This window comes from Rhodothermales bacterium (assembly GCA_040221055.1).
Taxonomy (GTDB): domain Bacteria; phylum Bacteroidota; class Rhodothermia; order Rhodothermales; family UBA10348; genus 1-14-0-65-60-17.
Map to the genome: position 1 here is coordinate 43,986 of JAVJVN010000011.1, position 19,375 is coordinate 63,360.

A 19,375-nucleotide genomic window follows, 5' to 3' on the forward strand; every position below is an offset into this window, starting at 1 on the left:
TGTCGGGGAATATCTACTTCGACTCGTCGTTCGCCCCGGGTTCACATGAACCCATGTCAGCTGTGGATGCTTGTCGAAGCGGCAAGATCTACAGGATGTCGAGAGACATAATCGAGCGCTTTCGTCGAAACGGAGAAGTCTCACCAGAACTCCGGGATTGGCCGTGGGACCTCGGTGCTCCGGTGGTTGATGGCGATGGGGACAATTCCAACTATGACATTGAAAACGGGGATTTGCCGGCACTCCACGGTGATTCAATGTTGTGGTGGGTAATGAATGACGTCAGTTCGAGAAATCAATATTCATTGGATCTGGAAGTCCGCGTAATTGCGTACGTCCTTGCGGGTCGCGGCATGCAAGAGACGACGTTATTTCTAAAGTATTCAGTTATCAACAAGAGTGATCATGACCTGGGTAATGGCCGATTCGCGCTATTCGTGTCGCCGAATATCGAGGATGATGCCGGCGGTACGGACACGACGCGCGCAATGGTATACGCGTATGGGGCCAACGATTATTCTTCAACTGATCCGGAGCTGATTTCTCCAGCTATTGGTGTCATACTACTTGCCGATGGTACCTCTACGCCAGAAGTGTATTCGAGCATAATAGAATTGGACACGCAATCCGTCCCGCGCATCGAATCAGAATACATCTTGGCTCTTGACAGCAGACGACCAGGCGGAAGTCAATTTCTGGAGGGCGGTTTCGGGCGCGGAACCACGCAGCAGTGTCCCGTCACGCAGAATCCTGTGCGGATAATGTACCCCGGCGACCCAGTGACTGGTTCATATTGGAGTATGGAGAACCTGACTGGCAATCCGGATCAGTGTTCTTTGAATACGATCAACGGAAGAACTGAATCCGACGTCGTCGCGATGCTTACATCGACTGCACGTGTAGACATTCCCGCTGGCGGAGAGGCGGAATACGCCTATGCGATAAGCTGGGCTCGCGGGTCCAGTCGACACGACTCAATTCTAAAGCTTAGGGACAATGCCGATGTCATTCGAATGAACTCGTCTTCGTTGTTGAACTCGGTGATCGAGACAACTCCACCAGAGGACGTGGTTCCAAGCGGCCTTTTCTTCACCGCATATCCAAATCCAACCGAGGACAGGCTCAGGGTGACGTATTCGATTCCCTCACCAGCAATCGTTGAGATGTCAATTCATAATGCTCTTGGGCACACGGTGCTTCATCGTGAATCGCGTGAGCAACTTGCAGGCGAATATTCGGACGTTATCGATGTTTCTTCATGGCCGGCAGGTGTTTACGTGATTCGTCATCGTATCAACTCGCGATCCTTCTCGAAGACGGTAGTTGTTCTGTGAGGTGGTCAGCGGTTCACCTGGGTTAGTCGGACAGGTTGAGAGCGTGCTTCACAGGCATGACATCAGGATCTCCATGGACGGCAAAGGCCGTTGGATGGACAACGTTTATGTGGAGCGACTCTGGCGGAGCCTGAACAGTTAAATAGAGATGCTGGTGACGTGCCACTAGTCGAACGTCAAGTGCGGCCAGAGTCGCCAGAGCGCAATTCCGGCCGCCACGGCAAACGCCCCCGTGCCCAGGGCCGCCCCGGTCTGGCCGTGCAGCAGATAGCCGGTGGAGAACAACACCCCGTAGATGGCGAATACGCCTAGGAACGCTGCCAGGAGGGAGGCCGGAATGGAGTTTTCAGGCGGGCGGTTCGCGGCTCCCGGTTCAGCACCCAGTCCGGCACCAACGCCCGTCCGCGGAAGGGCCTCGTAGTCCCGCCATCCAGGGCCACCGGGGCGAACGGTCTGCACGAACTGCTCCAGCTTTGCGCGGTCGGTCTTCGGCCCGATGAACGCCACCAAGAGCCACGACGCGGTTGTAATCCCAACGCCCACAAGGAGTTGCTGCCAGGCCAACAGGCCGAAACCGTCCTGCATCTGCAGCACGACCGCCACGACGAAGCTGACGATGATGGCCGTCAGTTCGGATGCGGCGTTTATCCGCCACCAGTACCAGCGCAGGATGAAAATGAGGCCGGTACCGGCGCCGATCTGGACCAGGATGGTGAACACCTGCAGCGCGTTTTCCAGGTACAACGCCAGCGTACAGGCCACCACCATCAGGATGACCGTCCACAGACGACCCATCCAGACCAGCCGAGATTGCGAGGCGTCGGGGCGGATGAACCGGCTGTACAGGTCGTTCACGATGATGGATGAGCCCCAGTTGACCTGCGACGACATGGTGGACATGTAGGCGGCGGCGAGCGACGTGACCACGAGCCCCAAGAGGCCGGCCGGCAGGAAGGTCAGCATGGCCGGATACGCCAGGTCATTGCGCACCACCTGCTCGGGGATGTTCGGGAAGCGCTCGGCGATCGAGGCCAGGTCGGGAAACACAATCAAGGAGGCCAGCGCGATCAGGATCCACGGCCACGGACGCACGGCGTAGTGCATGGCGTTGAACAGGAGGGTGGCGCCCACGGCGTGCTTCTCGTTGCGGGCCGAAAGCATGCGCTGCACGACGTATCCGCCACCGCCGGGTTCGGATCCGGGATAATAGGCGGCCCACCACTGGACCGCGATCGGAATCAGGAAGAGCGGCACCAGATCCTCCATCGACATCCGCTCGAAGGACGGCAGGAAGTCCAGGCGCGGAATCACATTCTCGTGCGCCAGAAGGGCGTCCAGGCCGCCCACTTCCGGCAGGTTCAGCACGTAGACGGCCGCCCAGACCGAGCCCACCATGGCCATGGCGAACTGGATGAGATCCGTGAAGACCACACCTCGCAGGCCGCCCAGCGCCGAATAGAACATGGTCACGCCGGCCGCCACCACGACGGTTTCCAATGGTGACCAGTCCAACATGACGCCCCCGATCTTGATGGCCGCAAGCGTCACCGACGCCATGATCAGGATGTTGAACAGGATGCCCAGGTAGACGGCCCGGAATCCGCGCAGGAACGCCGCAATCGGGCCGGAATAGCGGATTTCGTAGAATTCGACGTCGGTGAGCGCGCCGGAGCGCCGCCACAGTTTGGCGTACAGGAAGACCGTCAGCATGCCGGTCAACAGGAAGGCCCACCACGTCCAGTTGCCGACCGTGCCGTTCGAGCGGACGATGTCGGTGACCAGGTTCGGCGTATCCGTCGAGAAGGTGGTGGCCACCATGGAAATGCCCAGGAGCCACCACGGCATGGTCTGTCCGCCGAGGAAAAAGGCGCTGAAGTCCTTGCCCGAGCGACGCGAGACCACAATACCGATACCCAGGCTGACCGCGAAGAACGCGGCCATGATGATCCAGTCGATGGTGGCGAGTTGCATGGCGACGAATGTACAACGGTAGACCGTACTTTGTCGACCGAACTCATCCCAACACGAGAACATGGACAGACGCAAATTCATCGCTGCAGGCGCAGCCGTCGGGCTCGGCTCGGCGCTCGCTGGTGGCACCGGCCTGGCCCGTGCCGCAAGCCCCGGTTCCACGCCCGGCCCACACGGCATACCCGGCCCGGTCGGCCAGCCCAAGGACAAAGCCCGGATTGCCTTCATCGGGACGGGCCTCCGCGGTCGCGAACACCTGAGGCTCACCTGCCTGCGGGACGACACCATCATCCCTGCCATCTGCGATATCGATCCGCAATCGGTGGCAGAAGCCCTGAAGGTCATCCGCGACCACGGACGGCCGGAGCCGGAGGTCTATTCGGACGGCGAATTCGCCTACGAGGCCCTGCTGGCCCGCGACGACATTGACGGGGTGTTCATTTCCACGCCGTGGCTGTGGCACACCCGCATGGCCGTCGACACCATGAAGGCCGGCAAGTACGCGGGCGTTGAAGTCTCGGCGGCGAATACACTGGAAGAGTGCTGGGACCTGGTCAACACGCACGAGGAGACCGGCATGCCGTGCATGATCCTGGAGAACGTGTGCTACCGCCGCGACGTGATGGCCATCCTGCAGATGGTGCGCGAGGGTCTGTTCGGCGAGCTCATCCACCTGGAATGCGGCTACCAGCACGATCTGCGCGAAGTCAAGTTCAACAACGGCCGCCAGCCCTACGGCGGCGGTGTGGAGTTCGGCGAGAAGGGCTTTTCGGAGGCCCGGTGGCGCACGGCGCATTCCGTGCATCGCAACGGCGACCTGTACCCCACGCATGGCATTGGCCCGGTCGGCGTTTACCTGGACATCAATCGCGGGAATCGCTTCGTATCGTTGACCTCGACGGCCACCAAGGCCCGGGGCCTGCACAACCACATCGTGAAGCACGGGGGGGAGGATCACCCGAATGCGCGCATCGAATTCAAACTGGGGGACGTCATTACGACCGTCATCCGCACGCAGAACGGGGAATCCATCATCGTGAGCCACGACACGAATTTGCCGCGGCCCTATTCCCTCGGATTCCGCGTGCAGGGCACGAAAGGGATCTGGATGGACCTGAACAAGTCGCTCTACATTGAAGACGTCAGCCCGCGGGCGCACGCGTGGGAGCTGGCCGAGCCGTATCTGGAGAAATACGACCATCCATTATGGCGTCGGTACGAGGACCGGGCGACAGGCGCCGGGCACGGCGGCATGGATTTCTTCGTGGACCACGCGTTCATCGAGGCCGTGAAGCGCGGCGAGCCGACACCCATGGACGCCTACGATGCGGCCGCCTGGAGCGCCATTACGCCGCTCTCGGAAATGTCGATTGCGGCCGGCAACGCGCCACAACTGTTCCCGGATTTCACCCGCGGACGGTGGATGACCCGCAAGCCAGTGTTTGCCCTTGGAGATGACTATTGATCCTGGATCGGTGCTGCTGGTAGGCCCGGATGCACCGCCGCGTCTGTTTTCGGGCCCGGTGGACGTGATTGAAGCGTGGTCGTCGGATGATGTGGATGATGCGCTCTCGGCGGTCAGTGCTGCGCTCGCGGCCGGCCGGCACGTGGCCGGTTTCCGCGCGTACGATGCGGGAGACGGGACGCTGCCGCTCCTCTGGTTCGGCGTGTATGACGAGGCGCGTCCGGTAGCCGATGCGTTGCGAGGGACCGCGCCTGGCTCGGCGGTGGGCGCGCTTGTCCCACGCGAAGACCGCTCGGCCTTCATGCGAGGCGTGGAACGTGTCCGGGAGCTCATCCGCGAGGGCGATGTGTACCAGATCAACCTCACGACGCAGTTCGAGGGGGCGGTCGATGGAGATCCATTGGACGTATTCCGGGCCGTGTGGCAGAACCAGCCGGTAGGGTATGGGGCGGTCATCCGTCTGCCCGCCAGCCCGGCGCCGGATAGATGGGTCCTGTCATGGTCGCCGGAGCTTTTTTTCGAACGGGACGGTTCAGTCATCAGGACCCGCCCGATGAAAGGCACCCACCGCCGGGGGTTGTGGCCCGCGCAGGATGCCGCATTCCGCGAGCGGCTGCAGGCCGACGAGAAGAGCCGCGCCGAGAACCTGATGATCGTGGACCTCCTGCGCAACGACCTGTCGCGCGTCTGCGAACCCGGCTCGGTGGTTGTGCCGCGCCTGTTCGACGTGGAAACCTACCGCTCGGTCCTGCAGATGACCTCGACCGTCGAGGGCCGCCTGCGCCCGGGCGTGTCGTTCGGGGACATCATGGATGCGCTGTTTCCCTGCGGATCGATTACGGGCGCACCCAAGATCCGTGCGATGCAGCGCATTGGTGAACTGGAACCGGGGCCGCGCGGGGTCTATTGCGGCACCATCGGATACGCCGCGCCCGGCGGCGAGGCCCGCTTCAGCGTGGCCATCCGCACGGCGGTCGTCTCGGACGGCCGCCTCTTGATCGGCGCCGGCGCCGGCATAGTCTGGGACTCCGACCCCGCCGCCGAATACGACGAAACCGTGCTCAAGACGCGTTTCCTCCACCGTCGGATGCCGGACTTCCGCCTCCTGGAGACCATGCGGGCCCTTCCTGAGCCCCGCGGCGCGGGCGAGCCTTCTTCATCTTCATCAACTTCTTCTTCCGATCCCCCTTCCTCTTCCACTGAACTCCCGCTTCGAATTCCCCTTTTAGAGGCCCATTTGGATCGGCTCATGGCCTCGGCGAACTACTTCGGGTGGCGTCTGAACCGCGAGGCCGTTCAGTCGGTCATCCTGACATCCGTTCAGGCATTTTTCCGTGATCATCCCGACGTCAGCCCGGGTACACCCGCAGACGCCGAGGAGTTGACACGCCCGTGTCGCGTTCGGGTGACGGTCGGGGGGGCGGGCGACGTTCAAGTGTCATGCACCATACCGCCCGCCCCCCCAGTCAGGCTCCAGATCGGCTTCAGCACGGTCCGGGTGGACCGGAGTGACGTTTTCCTGTATCACAAAACGACGAATCGGCCGGATTATGATCGGGCGCGGGCGGAGGCAGAAGCGCGGGGCCTCTACGACGTCCTGCTTCTGAACGACGCCGGGCGCGTGACCGAAGGGAGCATCACCAATGTGTTCGTGCGGCATGGCACCACGTGGTCCTCACCGCCGGTGGAGGAGGGGCTGCTGGGCGGCGTCATGCGCGCGGCCTTCATGGCCGAGCGGAACCGCCTGGATGGCCAGCCGGTGGCGGAACGGCCCCTCACCCCCGAAGACGTTCGCAGTGCCGACGAAATCGTGCTGACGAACGCGTTCCTGGGCTCAGCGCCCGCGGAACTCGTCCATGCTTGAGGTAATGCCGAGCCAGCGGACGAGCGCGTCGAACACGGGGACAGGCAGCAGTCGGACCAGGTAGACCGCGTACACGAACCGGGGCATGATGAGTCGCCGGCGACCCTTCCGGATGGCCCGATGAATCCGGCCAACGGCATACTCCGGTTTCAGGATGGGCAGCAACCAGGGTACACGGGTCTTGACCCCATCGAACATGCCCGTGTTGATGTAGAACGGGCACACAACGGTGGTTTTCACGGGATGCCCCGCGCGTTGCAGGTCGTATCGGAGTGCCTCGTCGAATCCCACGGCGGCAAACTTGCTGGAAGCATACGGGGCCATCCGCGCCGTGGCCACCAGTCCGCCGGCCGATGCGATGGTCACCACATGGCCGCGTCCGGCGCGTATCATCCCCGGAAGGAAAATCCGGGTCAGCAGGAAGGGCGCGAACACATTCACTCCGAACACCCGCTCCACCTCGCCGTCCTCGATCTCCGTGAACGGCTTTCCGGTGACGATTCCCGCGTTGTGGATGAGCATGTCCACGGGCCCTTCGGCAGCGATGGCCTCGGCGGTGGTCCTCAGCGCGGCTGTGTCCAGCAGGTCGCAGGTTACGGGCGTGAACCGGTCGCCCAGTTCCGCCGCCACCGCCTGGAGCGCTTCATGGTCCCGGTCCATGCCGACCACCCGATCCCCGTCCGCTACGAACCGGGCGGCCAGCCCGCGGCCGAGCCCGCTGGCGGCGCCGGTAATGACAATCGTTTTCATGTTGTTCTGTGTTCCGATTCAGCGTGGGGTTCAATAACAGGTTCAGCACATCGAAGAATACGGTTCAGCCTGCTTCCGGCAAGCGGCCCGGATTGTCACGACCCCGAATGGGCGGGCGCGGATTGGGGGATGCTCGGCACAGACGCCGACCGGTGGCTATCTTGCAGGGAACGAAAACCGCACAAGCGCCATGTCCGACGAAATCCTTCCCACACCCGCCGAATTCAGCCGGAACGCCCACATTCCAAGCCGCGAGGCGTACGATGACCTCTATCGGCAATCCACGCAGGACCCCGACGGGTTCTGGCGGAAGGCGGCCGGCCGGATAGACTGGTTCGAGCCGTTCCACACCGTGAGCGACACGAGCTATGCTCCCGGGAACGTGCGGATTGGCTGGTACCTGGGGGGCAAATCGAACGCGTGTTACAATGCGCTCGACCGGCATCTTCCGGAGCACGCGGACCGGACGGCGCTCATCTTCGAGCCCGACAATCCGGAGGACGAGGTCCGGCACATCACCTACGGCCAGCTGCACGATCAGGTCTGCCGCATGGCGAACGTGCTGAAGAAGCACGGCGTGAAGAAGGGCGACCCGGTGACCATTTACATGCCCATGATTCCGGAGGCTGCGGTCGCCATGTTGGCCTGCGCACGCATCGGAGCGCCGCATTCCGTGGTTTTCGGGGGCTTTTCGCCGGATTCCCTGGCGAGTCGGATTCAGGACTGCGCATCGACCACGCTGATTACGGCCGATGAAGGGCGTCGCGGCGGCCGTGCGGTCCGCCTGAAGGACAATGCCGATGCCGCGCTGGCCCAGTGTCCGGAAGTCACGACGACGCTCGTCGTGCGGCACACCGGAGCGGAAGTTGCCATGCAGGCCGGTCGGGATGCGTGGCTCCACGAAGAAATGGCCGCGGTCAGCGCCGACTGTCCGTGCGAGCCCATGGACAGCGAGGATCCGCTCTTCATCCTGTATACGTCGGGTTCGACCGGCAAGCCGAAGGGGCTCGTCCACACGACCGGCGGGTACCAGGTGTTCGCCTCCATGACGCACGAACTGGTGTTCGATTACCACGCGGGCGATGTGTACTGGTGCACGGCGGACGTCGGCTGGATCACCGGCCACTCCTACATTGTCTACGGGCCGCTCATGAACGGGGCGACTCAGGTATTTTTCGAAGGCGTTCCGACCTGGCCCACGGCATCCCGGTTCTGGGAAGTCGTTGATCGCCATAAGGTTACACAGTTCTACACGGCGCCCACGGCCATTCGGGCGCTCATGCGTCAGGGGGATGACTGGGTGACGAAGACCGACCGGTCCTCGCTGCGCCTGCTGGGCACGGTGGGCGAGCCCATCAACCCGGAAGCATGGAAGTGGTACCACCGCGTGGTCGGGGACGGGCGCTGCCCCATCGTCGATACGTGGTGGCAGACCGAGACGGGAGGCATCATGATCACTCCGATCCCGGGCGCCATCGCACAGAAGCCGGGTTCAGCCACGGTACCGTTTTTCGGGATCGAACCGGAAATCCTGGGCTCGGACGGAGAACTCCGGAAACCGGACCCGAAGACGGGCGATACCGAAGGGGTCCTGACCATCCGCCGCTCCTGGCCCGGTCAGGCGCGGACCATCCATGGCGACCACGAGCGGTTCATGCAGACGTATTTCTCGAGCTACCCGAACCGCTACTTTACGGGAGACGGATGCCGGCGCGACAAGGACGGGTACTACTGGATTACGGGCCGCGTGGACGACGTCATCAACGTGTCGGGGCACCGGATGGGCACGGCCGAGGTGGAAAGCGCGCTGGTCGCGTACCACGCCGTGGCCGAGGCCGCCGTGGTGGGCTTCCCGCACGACGTGAAGGGGCAGGGCATCTATTGCTTCGTGACGCTGAACGAAGGGGTGGAGGGGGACGATGCCATGCGCAAGACCCTCACTGAGCACGTACGCACCGTCATCGGGCCCATTGCCAAGCCGGATGTCATCCAGTTCGCACCGGCGCTGCCCAAGACCCGGAGTGGCAAGATCATGCGCCGGATTCTTCGCAAGATTGCCGCAGGGGAGTCCGACAGCCTGGGTGATACCTCAACCCTCGCCGATCCCGGTGTGGTCGAGGATCTGGTGGCCAATCAGCAGTCGTGACTTCGGGCACATTCGGATTCCGCGTCAACCGCGTATGTTAACGGTATGATGCGACACGTCCGACCTGCCATACGTATTGGAATATTGATGCTATGGGTGTGGGGTGTCAGCGTTGCCGGAGCGCAGTCCTGTGACCCCGCCACCGCTGAGTCCCTCCTCAACGCCAACGACGTCCGGGCCAAGATGCTCAACAACGGCGGTTTGTTCTGGAACCGACAGGGGAACGTGTACGAAGTCCCGGCAGGAGGAGGCAACCACGCAACATTCGCGGCCGGTTTGTGGCTGGGCGGATACGTGGACGGCGATCTGCGTACGGCAGCGTCGGCGTACGGGCCGTACGAATTCTGGCCTGGGCCGTATGAAGCGGTCGCAGCCGGCGGTGACTGCGCCTCGTTTGATACGATTTTTGAGGTATCGCGGCGGGATCTGCTGGCGCTGGATTCCGGTGGCGAGCCCTCCGCGCACGTCAACCATTGGCCTTGGCAGCTGGGTGCACCGGTAGAGGACGGTGACGGCAATCCGGACAATTATGACCTGAATGCCGGCGATCGGCCCCGGTTGTACGGCGACGAAATGCACTGGTGGGTCATGAACGATATCGGGAATGTGCATGAGCAAGGTGGATCCGCGCCCCTCGGCGTTGAAGTCCAGGTTCTGGCCTTTGCAACGGCCGCCGAGGGCTATGATAGAACGACGTTCTACCGCTATACGGTCATCAACAAGTCGCCGGATACCATCCGCGACCTGCAGTTCGGCATTTTTGCCGATACCGATCTGGGTAGAGCCTTCGACGACTACGTGGGAAGTGACTCCAGCCTGGCCATGGGTTTCTCGTACAATGCGGACAACAATGATGACGACGTGTACGGCCTCGCGCCGCCGGCCATCGGATATCAGTTGACGCGGACCACGGGTTTTGACGCGATGCTTCCAAACATGACCTCGTTCACCTACTACAACGGGGGTGGAGGACGAACGGGTGATCCCCACGGGTCATCAGAGGAGTTCTACAATTACATGACGTCTCGCTGGCTTGACGGTAGTCCCTTTACGCTCGGCGGTCGAGGAGCGGACACGTCTGGCACCCCGGTGCCGTATGCATTTCCCGGGGACCCGGAACGACGGGAATTCTGGTCGGAAATCAACTCCGATGGCAACGGAACGGCCATCGCTCCCGCGGACCGTCGGAATGTTCAATCGGTCGGCCCGGTGACGTTGGCGCCAGGTGACTCGGTAGAAGTATTCGTGTCCATCATTACCGCGTTCGGTGCGGACCATCTGAACAGCGTTACGAAGCTCAAGGAGAAGGCTGCCGAGTTGCTGAACCGATCACCGGAGAGTATTCCGCGCAGTGTCGGCGCGGCCGAGCCGATTACCATGGCGCCCGAAATCCTGAACGTAGGGCCCTATGCGGAACGGCAGCCCGTGGCGTTTGACCTGCTGTGGTCATGGGAAGGGCCGGAGATGCCGTTTCAGCTGGAAGTCATGCCGGTCGGACGTCCGGAGCGTGCGGAGATCAGGGATACGAGACTTCCTCGCGCAAGTCTGGAACTGGACCGCAACACCATGTATGCGGTGCGCGTGCGCGCAACGGACCGCTTTTCGTATGGCCCGTGGTCGGAGCGGATTGTGTTCACAACCGGCGGACGCCCGGTCTCCATGAATCCCATCACCTCCATTTCCATTACCGCCAATGCATCGGGCCGGCTGGATCCTCCCGTCATGGGCGCCTGGTCGGCCGATGATACCGGATTTCCCACGGTGGATGGGCAGGATCGACCACCCGCCCACGCACAAACGTCCGGCGCGACATGGGTCCTGCACACGGGACGCGATTCAGAGTTCAGTCATTCCGGTGACTATGCTACGTTCCTCCGGCGGTCCATTCGCACAACGCCGTCCACGCTGCTCAGGTCGGATCTGGAAATCCGCTTCACCGACGCGTGCCGCTCCGCCTGGGAAGAGGCCGAAACACCCGTCGAGTCGAGCCCTACGGCGACCGGGTGCTACGGATACGATCGGTTCAGCCAGTTCGACGGCTACTCGCTCCAAGCGGTGCCATTTGAACTCTGGTGGACCGGTCGTGACACGACCGGCGATACGTCAGACGATGTCCGTCTGATTCCCGCGGTACTCGACGTGGATCAGGATGGCTGGGGCATGCGGGACGCGGATCATCCCGTCTCCGATGAACAGGACGACCCCCAGACCGACTGGATCTACGCTTTCAGCCCGCTCGATACCGCTCCGGGCTCGACTGGCCATGACGTGTGGCTCCAGACACTCATCAGTTCGTGCTACCACCCGGGCCCTGACTGCCAGCCGAACGTCCATGGCGAGGAAGTGCTCGGGCGCCTGGTGTTCGTCAGCGTGGACGCAGATGGCACCTCTCCCATGCCGGAGGTCGGCACCGTTTTCCGCGTTAATGTTCCATCCGTACCCGGTCCGACGCCCGGAGCGCCGTCGCGCGGACAGATCGTTCAGGGCAATCAGCCGACGTTTTACTGGGAGGAGCAGGTCTTCGAGGCCGATGTCCTTCAGATCGCGCTGGATGAGGAGTTTGAACAGGTTCTCTTCGAAGTCGAGGGCGCTCGCTCCGGTGAGGTCGTGGCTCCTGTTCTTGGGGCGGGGACGTATTACTGGCGCATCTCGAATGAAGTCGGGACGTTTTCCGAAGCGGTACCGTTCTTCATTGCCAGCAACGTGGGGGCCGAGAGCGATGCGGCGCTACCGACGGAGATCGCGCTGACCTCAGTCTATCCCAATCCGTTCCGGGACCAGGCACGGGTCCAATACACGTTGAACGGCACGGAAAGAGCACAGATCGATCTGTTCGATGCGCTCGGCCGCCACATGGGCACGCTCCAGGATGCCGTTCAGTCCGCGGGACAGCACACGGTGCTGTTGGATGCCGCATCCTTGCCCGCCGGCTTGTATCTGGTTCGACTCAGGGCGGGCGGCGTGACCTCGACGCGAAGTGTGATCCTGACGCGGTGAGTGTGGATATCCGCCACGCATCGAACCCGGCGCGGACGTCCTCGGGCGTAAACCCCGTGGTCTCGAGCAGGCTCTGCGCCCGCCGGCCAGCGGATTTGGAGATTTTTGCGTCTTCCCGTGCGGTGAGGAGGGGGTGATGGAGGAAGACCACGCGTGCGAAGGCCGAATAATCCGGCCCAAGGTCTGACGTCGGGCTCGGCGTTGACTCCAGCGCGCGGGCCAGGGCCTGTTGGATGCGGGTGGATGCGCGCAGGTCTTCGCCCCGAACCACGTGGGTGATGCCCATGTCCACGTCATCCACGACCGATGCGATGTGATAAGCCGGACGGCCGTCCCGCTTCCGGACCACGGGATCGCGCACGTCCGGCGCACCGTCCAGGCGGAATCGCCACGCCACGTCGGGCGCGTCTAGCGGAATGCCCACGTCGCGGCAGGTGCCGGGGTATCCTCCGTCCTCTGATGCCTCCGAGACGTCCGAACGGGAGCACCGGCACGCGAAAACGTGGGGGCGGAGGCGGTCCAGTGCTGCGGTGTATCGGTCGAGTCTCAGATTCTGTGAGTACGTGGATTCCAGCTCGGCGACCGAGCGGGGTCCGGCGGTCCAGTCCACGCCGAGCCATCGCATCACCCGGAAAATGTCCTCGGCATACTTCCGGCGGTACCGGCTGCGGTCCAGGTCGTCCACGCGCAGGATGAGATCGGCGCCGAGTTGCTTGGCCAGCCGCTCCACGAGGAGCAGGTTGTACAGGTTGCCGAGGTGCAGGTATCCGCTGGGGGTCGGCGCGAACCGCGTTACGAGCTTCACTTTTTGGACTTCTTCATCCCCGGCAATCATGGAACGTGCTACATTTGGTTCAATTGACGTTCATCTATCCAACGTTTCCCATGTTCACGCTTGAAAAGTACGGCATTACGGTCAAGAACCTCATCCGCAACGCAGCGCCCCCCTGTCTCTACGAAGAGGCCATCCAATACGATGAGGGCGCCGCCATTTCGAGCGTGGGTGCGCTCATGGTCCGTTCCGGGAAGAAAACGGGGCGCAGCCCGTCGGACAAGCGGGTTGTGGATTCGGCCGATGTGACGAGCGATGTGTGGTGGGGCCCGGTGAACATCAAGCTGGACGAGCATACGTTCGACATCAACCGGGAGCGGGCCATTGATTACCTGAACACGTTGCCGCGCCTGTACATCGTGGACGGGTTTGCCGGCTGGGATCCGCGCCATCGGATCAAAGTCCGGATTGTGTGCACGCGGCCGTACCACGCGCTGTTCATGCACAACATGCTCATCCGCCCGACCCCCGAGGAACTGGCGGATTTCGGCGATCCGGAATACATCGTCTACAACGCGGGCAAATTCCCGGCCAACAAGAACACGTCCCACATGACGTCGAAGACGAGTGTGGACCTGAATTTCCGCACGGGTGAGTTCGTCATCCTGGGCACGGAGTACGCCGGCGAAATGAAGAAGGGCATTTTCAGTGTGATGAACTACATCATGCCGAAGAAGGGCGTGCTCTCCATGCACTGCAGCGCGAACGAAGGGAAGGACGGAAGCGTTTCGCTGTTCTTCGGGCTGTCCGGAACGGGCAAGACGACGCTGTCGGCCGATCCGCACCGCGCCCTGATCGGGGACGATGAGCATTGCTGGTCGGACGAAGGCGTCTTCAACATCGAGGGCGGATGCTATGCAAAGGCCATCGACCTCTCGGCCGAAAAGGAGCCGGAAATCTTCGGCGCCATCCGGTTCGGCACGGTGCTCGAGAACGTGGTCTACGACGAGAAAACGCATACAGTCGATTATACGGATGTGAGCATCACGCAGAATACGCGGGCGTCGTATCCGATTGAGCACATTGCCAATGCCAAGATTCCATGTGTGGGCGGCCACCCCGACAACATCATCTTCCTGACGTACGACGCGTTCGGCGTGCTGCCCCCGGTGGCGCGGTTGACGCCCGAGCAGGCCATGTATCACTTCATTTCGGGCTACACCGCCAAGGTTGCCGGTACCGAAATGGGGGTGGATGAGCCGCAGGCCACCTTCTCGGCGTGTTTTGGCGCCGCCTTTCTGGTCCTGCACCCGAATGCCTATGCCGAGATGTTGGCTGCCAAAATGAAGAAGTTCGGGGCGAATGCCTGGCTGATAAACACCGGCCTGTCCGGCGGCGCCTATGGTACCGGGACGCGCATGAGCCTGAAGAACACCCGTGCCATCATCGATGCCATCCACGACGGCACGTTGCAGCACGCGCCCACCGTGCCCGATCCGGTCTTTGGCATGCGTATTCCCGCGCAGATTGCCAACGTCGACACCGACGTGCTCATTCCGCGCTCGGCCTGGTCGGACGGCGATGCCTATGACGTCACGGCCAGGAAGCTGGCCGGCCTCTTCCGCGATAACTTCCGGAAGTATGAGGATGGGGTTTCGGAGGCGGTCAAGGCCGCCGGCCCGATCATCTGACTCTGACGGCGATAAATTCCGCGTGTCATCCGGCGGCGGCCAGTTCGAGGGCGCCCTGGACGGGCGGATGCGCCGGCGGGACCAGCGTGTAGTCGGGCAACTCCGTCTCGAGTGCCGACTCCAGGATGGTTTTGTAACCGTCGTCATTGACCAGGCCGCCCACGAGCGCGATGTGTCGTTTGGCGGGAGCATGGTGGGCCACCAAGCGGGCGCCTTGCCTGGCCAGTTGGCCGGCCTCGTCCAGCAGGAGGTCGCGGGCGTGTGGACAGCCGTCGGCATAGGCGCCCAGCACCACCGGGGCCAGGCGGGCGGTATTGGGAGAAGACGAGGAATAGAACGCGTCCAGCAGGACGCCTGTGGACACCGCATCCGGACCGAATACGCGCGCGCCGTCCAGCAGGGCCTGTGCCGTGCGATCGGCCGTCATGGAGAAGGAGCCGGCCTCGGCGGAAACCAGGGTATGGCGCAGGGCAGCCAGACCGATGGAGCGTCCGCTTCCCGGGTCGCCGATGACGGGTCCCCAGCCGCCGGTGCGGTATTCCGAGCCGGTTTCGTCCACCGTGTAGCAGCCTGATCCGGTACCGGCAATCACGATGATGCCTGATTCACCGCCGAACGCCCCCTGCCAGGCAATCCGTGTATCCGATACGACCTGGACGGCTTCCAATTGCTCCATGCGGGCGAGCAGGGCCTGTTCCAGGGCCTCGGCGGCCGTGCGACTGCCGCCACCGGCGGCGCCGATGCACATCCAGATGGGATGTCCAGCCGTGAGCACGTCTTTGAGGCAGGATTCCAGGCGGTCTGCCCAGACATCCGCGGGATCCAGTCGGAGGTTGCCGCCCTCGGTCCGGATGCTGGCCGCATTGGGCCCGCTCCGGACGAGCACATCGGTTTTCGTGCCACCGATATCCACGCCGATCAGGTAGCGAGCAGACGTTCCGGAAGCCGGGGTTGGAGGTGGGGTCATGGCACCGCCGTGATGGCGTCTATGGGATGATCCAGGCGCATGGAGCGACCCAGGAAGGCATCGAACCGGATATCGGGACGACGGAATGCGAGGGCGCCCCGGGCACCGACCGCGCCCTCCCAGGCCGATGTGGCCGGGGCGCCCGGCGTGGCATGCCAGACGAGGGACGTGGGATGCCCACCTCCATGTACGGTAACCGGTGCGTATCGGTCCCGGAAAATCCGCACCGTTCGTGGCTCAGGCTCGGGATCCGGGTCCGATGGTGCCGGGGTCCATCCCGGAAACGCCAGTCGCTGCGGATGCGCATCGGCCCACCGCCAGCGGCTGGGATCCGGCCCCATCCGGAGCGTGAGCCGGTCCATGGCCTGGTTCAAGCGGGTGAGCGGTTGCGAGGGTGTGCTGTCGGGTTGGATCTCCAGCGCATCGAACAGGGTGGCGCCGATTTCCGTGGCATCGAACGTGACATTCCAGTTCCGCAGATAGGTGAGCGCCTGCGTGCTGGCGGCACCGAGCGAAACGGAATCCGGAATGGTTGCCAGGAAGGCCTGGACCCGATCCTGCGCGAAGGGGCTATGGGTGGAGGTGGGGTCAGTGGACTCGACGAAGGCGCGCTCGGCCGAGGATTCCGGGGGCGCGTTCGACACGAGCGTGCGTCCGCTGGCCTGAACGACGGTCTCCGGGCGCCCCGAGATCCGTACCGGCTGCCCGGCTTCCCGGACCAACCCGTCACCCGTGTGGAGCATCCACGGCCCGCCCGCCCGGCCGTCCAGCAGGGCCATCCACTGCGACGCATCGGTGGCGGCGCCGAGGCCGGCCCATCGGAGATCGGCGTTCGGGCCGGGCATACGTATAGCATCGTCCGGTCGACGTCGGCGTTCCACCAGCACCTCATCCAGGCCGATGGTGACCCGGTCGTGTTCCACGGTCACGCCCGTCCCGGCGGGCAGTCGCTCAATGCCGCTCCGCAGCGTGAAGGCCCAAGCCAGCTCCGGACGTGCACCCATGGGCGCCATGATGGTGCCGGGAATGGTCAACAGGCTGCCGAGCCAAGCGCCGTCGGGGCGCCGGATGTAGGCTTCCTGGAACACGGGAACGGCCGATGTACCGGTCAACAGGCGGGCTCCGGCCGCACCGTCTTCACTCATCCAGACGTGGTTCCAGAGGCCCCCTGACCAGGCCAGGCGCTGCTGGAGAAGGTAGTCGGCCGTGCCTTCCGGGTGGGAGGCGTACAGCCACAGGACCAGCCGCTCGACGGCCAGAGCGTGCCAGGCCTCCCACCGCGCCGGCTCAGCGTCGAGGATGACGAGCGGGGCGGCCAGGGAGGCGTCGGCCGCGGCGAGGCCCGCATTCATGCCGCGGGCGTAGGCTGCAAAACGGTCCTGCTCGGCTTCCGGAAGCGCCTGGAACGCGGCGCGGGCCGATACGGCAAAACCGAGCTCCACGACGCGTATGTCCTCGGCGGTGGCCGACGGACCGAACCAGGTACCGAGTCGACCGAGGGCGGCCTGCCGCAGGAGCAGGCTGATCCACGTCCGGTGGGTGGCGTGCGCTCGGCCCAGGTCTTCGTACAGATGGGTTGAGCGCAGGTCCACGACCTCGGACGGGTCCGGTCCATCCTGGACGCCGTAGGCCAGGTGCCATACGAGCGAGACCCCCCCGGCAAGGAGCGCGAGGACCAGCAGGCTGCCGATCAGGATCCGGGACATCATGCGCCAGGTGGGTTTGTCATGCGCGGTGGGCCCAGGCTTCGAAGGCGTCTGCCGACAGGGTGTTCAGGCACTCGTCCAGTTGGAGGCCGCCCTTCCGGGCCGCCCGGACGCCCCACTCGGTGAGGTCCAGCTGGTCCACGGAATGCGCATCGGGGTTGATGGCGACCCGAACGCCGAGCTCCCGGGCACGCTCAATCCACGTCCAGTCGAGATCCAGGCGGTAGGGGTTGGCATTCAGTTCGACGGCCACGTCGTGCTCGGCACACGCCTGGAGTACGGTTTCATGGTCGATGTCGTAGCCCTCGCGGCGCAGGATGAGCCGCCCAGTGGGGTGCCCCAGAATGCGCGTATGCGGATTCCGGATGGCGGTTACCAGGCGTTCGGTGGCCTGCTCGCGGGTCATGTTGAACGACGTGTGCACGCTGGCGACAATGAAATCGAATGTGGCCAGGATGTCGTCCGGGTAATCCAGGCTGCCGTCCAGCAGGATGTCGCTTTCCACCCCCGAGAATATCCGGAACGCCGGTCCGCCGTCCGTTGCGAAGGCCTGGTTCAGCGCGCGGATTTCCTTTTGCTGGCGGCTCACCGTGGCGGGCGTCATGCCGTTGGCCACCTTGAGTGATTGGGAGTGGTCGCAGATGCCCAGGTAGGACCAGCCGCGCGACCGGCAGGCCAGGGCCATTTCGCGGAGGGAATGGGCCCCGTCGCTGTAGGTGGAGTGGTTGTGGAGGCTGCCCTGCATGTCGTCGAGCGTAATGAGGTGCAGCCGGGCCAGCTCGGCGGTGCGTTCCACCGCTCCCGGCAGGTCACGCAACGCCGGATGGATCCACGTCAGGCCGGCAGCTTCGAAGACGGCTTCTTCGGTGTCTGTGTCACTCCCGATTCCAGCAGTCTCGCCCCCCAATGCCCCCACGAGGACCTCCGAAAACGAGTCCGGTCCCGTCGTGAGCGCCAGCGCGCGGGCCAGATCGGCCCCGGGCGCGGCCACCAAGCGGACGGCCATGCCGTCGGAGAGGGTTCCGTCCAGGGCAGCAAACCCGTGACACGTGGTCGGGACAGGATCCCTGAGCCAGTCTCCCGCATCCGGCAGGTCGCCTTCCAGCAGCAGGTCCAGCCGACCGACGTCATTCAGGTTGCGGCGGAGTTCGCCGGTCACCTGCACGCGCCGATCCCCGAGGTGGGCGGCCACGCGGGCCACCAGCGCGGACGCATCGGCCAGGCGGCGGCGCCCCTGGTAGGAGCGAAGCAATGCCACGTTGTCCACGATGGACTGCTGGCTCTTCGCGCCGAATCCCTCCAATTCCGCAATCCGACCCGTTGCCGCGGCCTGTTCCAGGTCCTCCAGGGTCTGTACGCCGAGTTGTTGCCAGAGCGCGCGGGCCTTCTTGGCGCCGAGGCCTTTCACTGAAAGGATGTCGAGCAGGCCGGGAGGGATGGACCCGAGCAGGTCATCCCGCACTTCGAAGGTGCCCCGCTCCAGGATCTCGCCGATCTGGGCGGCCAGTCCGGCCCCGATCCCGGCAATACCGGTCAGGTCACTGAGGGTGGCAATCTGTTCGTCCATCCGCTCGATGGTGCGGGCCGCGTTCGCGAAGGCCCGGGCCCGGAAGGGATTGCCTCCGGTAAGCTCGACCAGGGCGGCGGTTTCCTTCAGTGGACGGGCGATTTCTTTGTTGGTCACAGTCGTTCGGGGATGGGATCAATCACGG

12 protein-coding genes are annotated in these 19,375 nt (G+C 63.7%); 6 read left to right on the forward strand and 6 right to left on the reverse strand.

Features of this window, described 5'->3' with window-relative positions:
- Positions 1-53: 53 nt before the first annotated feature.
- Complete coding sequence (locus RIE53_04900; GenBank protein ID MEQ9104015.1) at positions 54-1,334, forward strand: T9SS type A sorting domain-containing protein; 1,281 nt, start codon at positions 54-56, stop codon at positions 1,332-1,334.
- A gap of 165 nt (positions 1,335-1,499) precedes the next feature.
- On the opposite strand, the gene RIE53_04905 is transcribed toward RIE53_04900, so the two are convergent.
- Positions 1,500-3,305, reverse strand: coding sequence for a sodium:solute symporter family protein (locus tag RIE53_04905; GenBank protein MEQ9104016.1), 1,806 nt, complete (start codon positions 3,303-3,305; stop codon positions 1,500-1,502).
- Between the two features lie 61 nt (positions 3,306-3,366).
- Between RIE53_04905 and RIE53_04910 the strand changes: the two genes are divergently transcribed.
- Positions 3,367-4,770, forward strand: coding sequence for a Gfo/Idh/MocA family oxidoreductase (locus RIE53_04910; protein MEQ9104017.1), 1,404 nt, complete (start codon positions 3,367-3,369; stop codon positions 4,768-4,770).
- Entirely contained in the window at positions 4,760-6,634 is a 1,875-nt protein-coding gene (gene pabB, locus RIE53_04915; protein ID MEQ9104018.1) for an aminodeoxychorismate synthase component I, read from the forward strand. Before RIE53_04910 ends, pabB begins: the two co-directional genes overlap by 11 nt.
- Here pabB and RIE53_04920 read toward each other — a convergent pair.
- Positions 6,605-7,384, reverse strand: a complete 780-nt coding sequence (locus RIE53_04920) for an SDR family oxidoreductase (protein ID MEQ9104019.1) — start codon at positions 7,382-7,384, stop codon at positions 6,605-6,607. The genes pabB and RIE53_04920 overlap by 30 nt on opposite strands.
- A gap of 190 nt (positions 7,385-7,574) precedes the next feature.
- On the opposite strand from RIE53_04920, the gene acs reads away from it, so the two are divergent.
- Complete coding sequence (gene acs, locus RIE53_04925) at positions 7,575-9,530, forward strand: acetate--CoA ligase (GenBank protein ID MEQ9104020.1); 1,956 nt, start codon at positions 7,575-7,577, stop codon at positions 9,528-9,530.
- Positions 9,531-9,617: 87 nt separating this feature from the next.
- A complete protein-coding gene (locus tag RIE53_04930; GenBank protein ID MEQ9104021.1) occupies positions 9,618-12,527 on the forward strand; it encodes a T9SS type A sorting domain-containing protein in 2,910 nt (969 codons plus the stop codon).
- Here the strand turns inward: RIE53_04930 and RIE53_04935 are convergent.
- Positions 12,478-13,362, reverse strand: a complete 885-nt coding sequence (locus RIE53_04935; GenBank protein ID MEQ9104022.1) for a glutamate--tRNA ligase family protein — start codon at positions 13,360-13,362, stop codon at positions 12,478-12,480. The genes RIE53_04930 and RIE53_04935 overlap by 50 nt on opposite strands.
- A 50-nt stretch (positions 13,363-13,412) precedes the next feature.
- On the opposite strand from RIE53_04935, the gene pckA reads away from it, so the two are divergent.
- Entirely contained in the window at positions 13,413-14,990 is a 1,578-nt protein-coding gene (gene pckA / locus RIE53_04940) for a phosphoenolpyruvate carboxykinase (ATP) (GenBank protein ID MEQ9104023.1), read from the forward strand.
- Between the two features lie 25 nt (positions 14,991-15,015).
- On the opposite strand, the gene RIE53_04945 is transcribed toward pckA, so the two are convergent.
- The 3 genes from RIE53_04945 to RIE53_04955 are packed head-to-tail and all read right to left on the reverse strand — an operon-like array spanning position 15,016 to position 19,347.
- Positions 15,016-15,957: a BadF/BadG/BcrA/BcrD ATPase family protein gene (locus RIE53_04945; protein MEQ9104024.1), complete on the reverse strand. Its 942-nt coding sequence runs from the start codon at positions 15,955-15,957 to the stop codon at positions 15,016-15,018.
- Positions 15,954-17,666, reverse strand: coding sequence for a penicillin acylase family protein (locus tag RIE53_04950; GenBank protein MEQ9104025.1), 1,713 nt, complete (start codon positions 17,664-17,666; stop codon positions 15,954-15,956). Before RIE53_04950 ends, RIE53_04945 begins: the two co-directional genes overlap by 4 nt.
- A 16-nt stretch (positions 17,667-17,682) precedes the next feature.
- Positions 17,683-19,347, reverse strand: coding sequence for a helix-hairpin-helix domain-containing protein (locus RIE53_04955; protein ID MEQ9104026.1), 1,665 nt, complete (start codon positions 19,345-19,347; stop codon positions 17,683-17,685).
- Positions 19,348-19,375 lie beyond the last annotated feature (28 nt).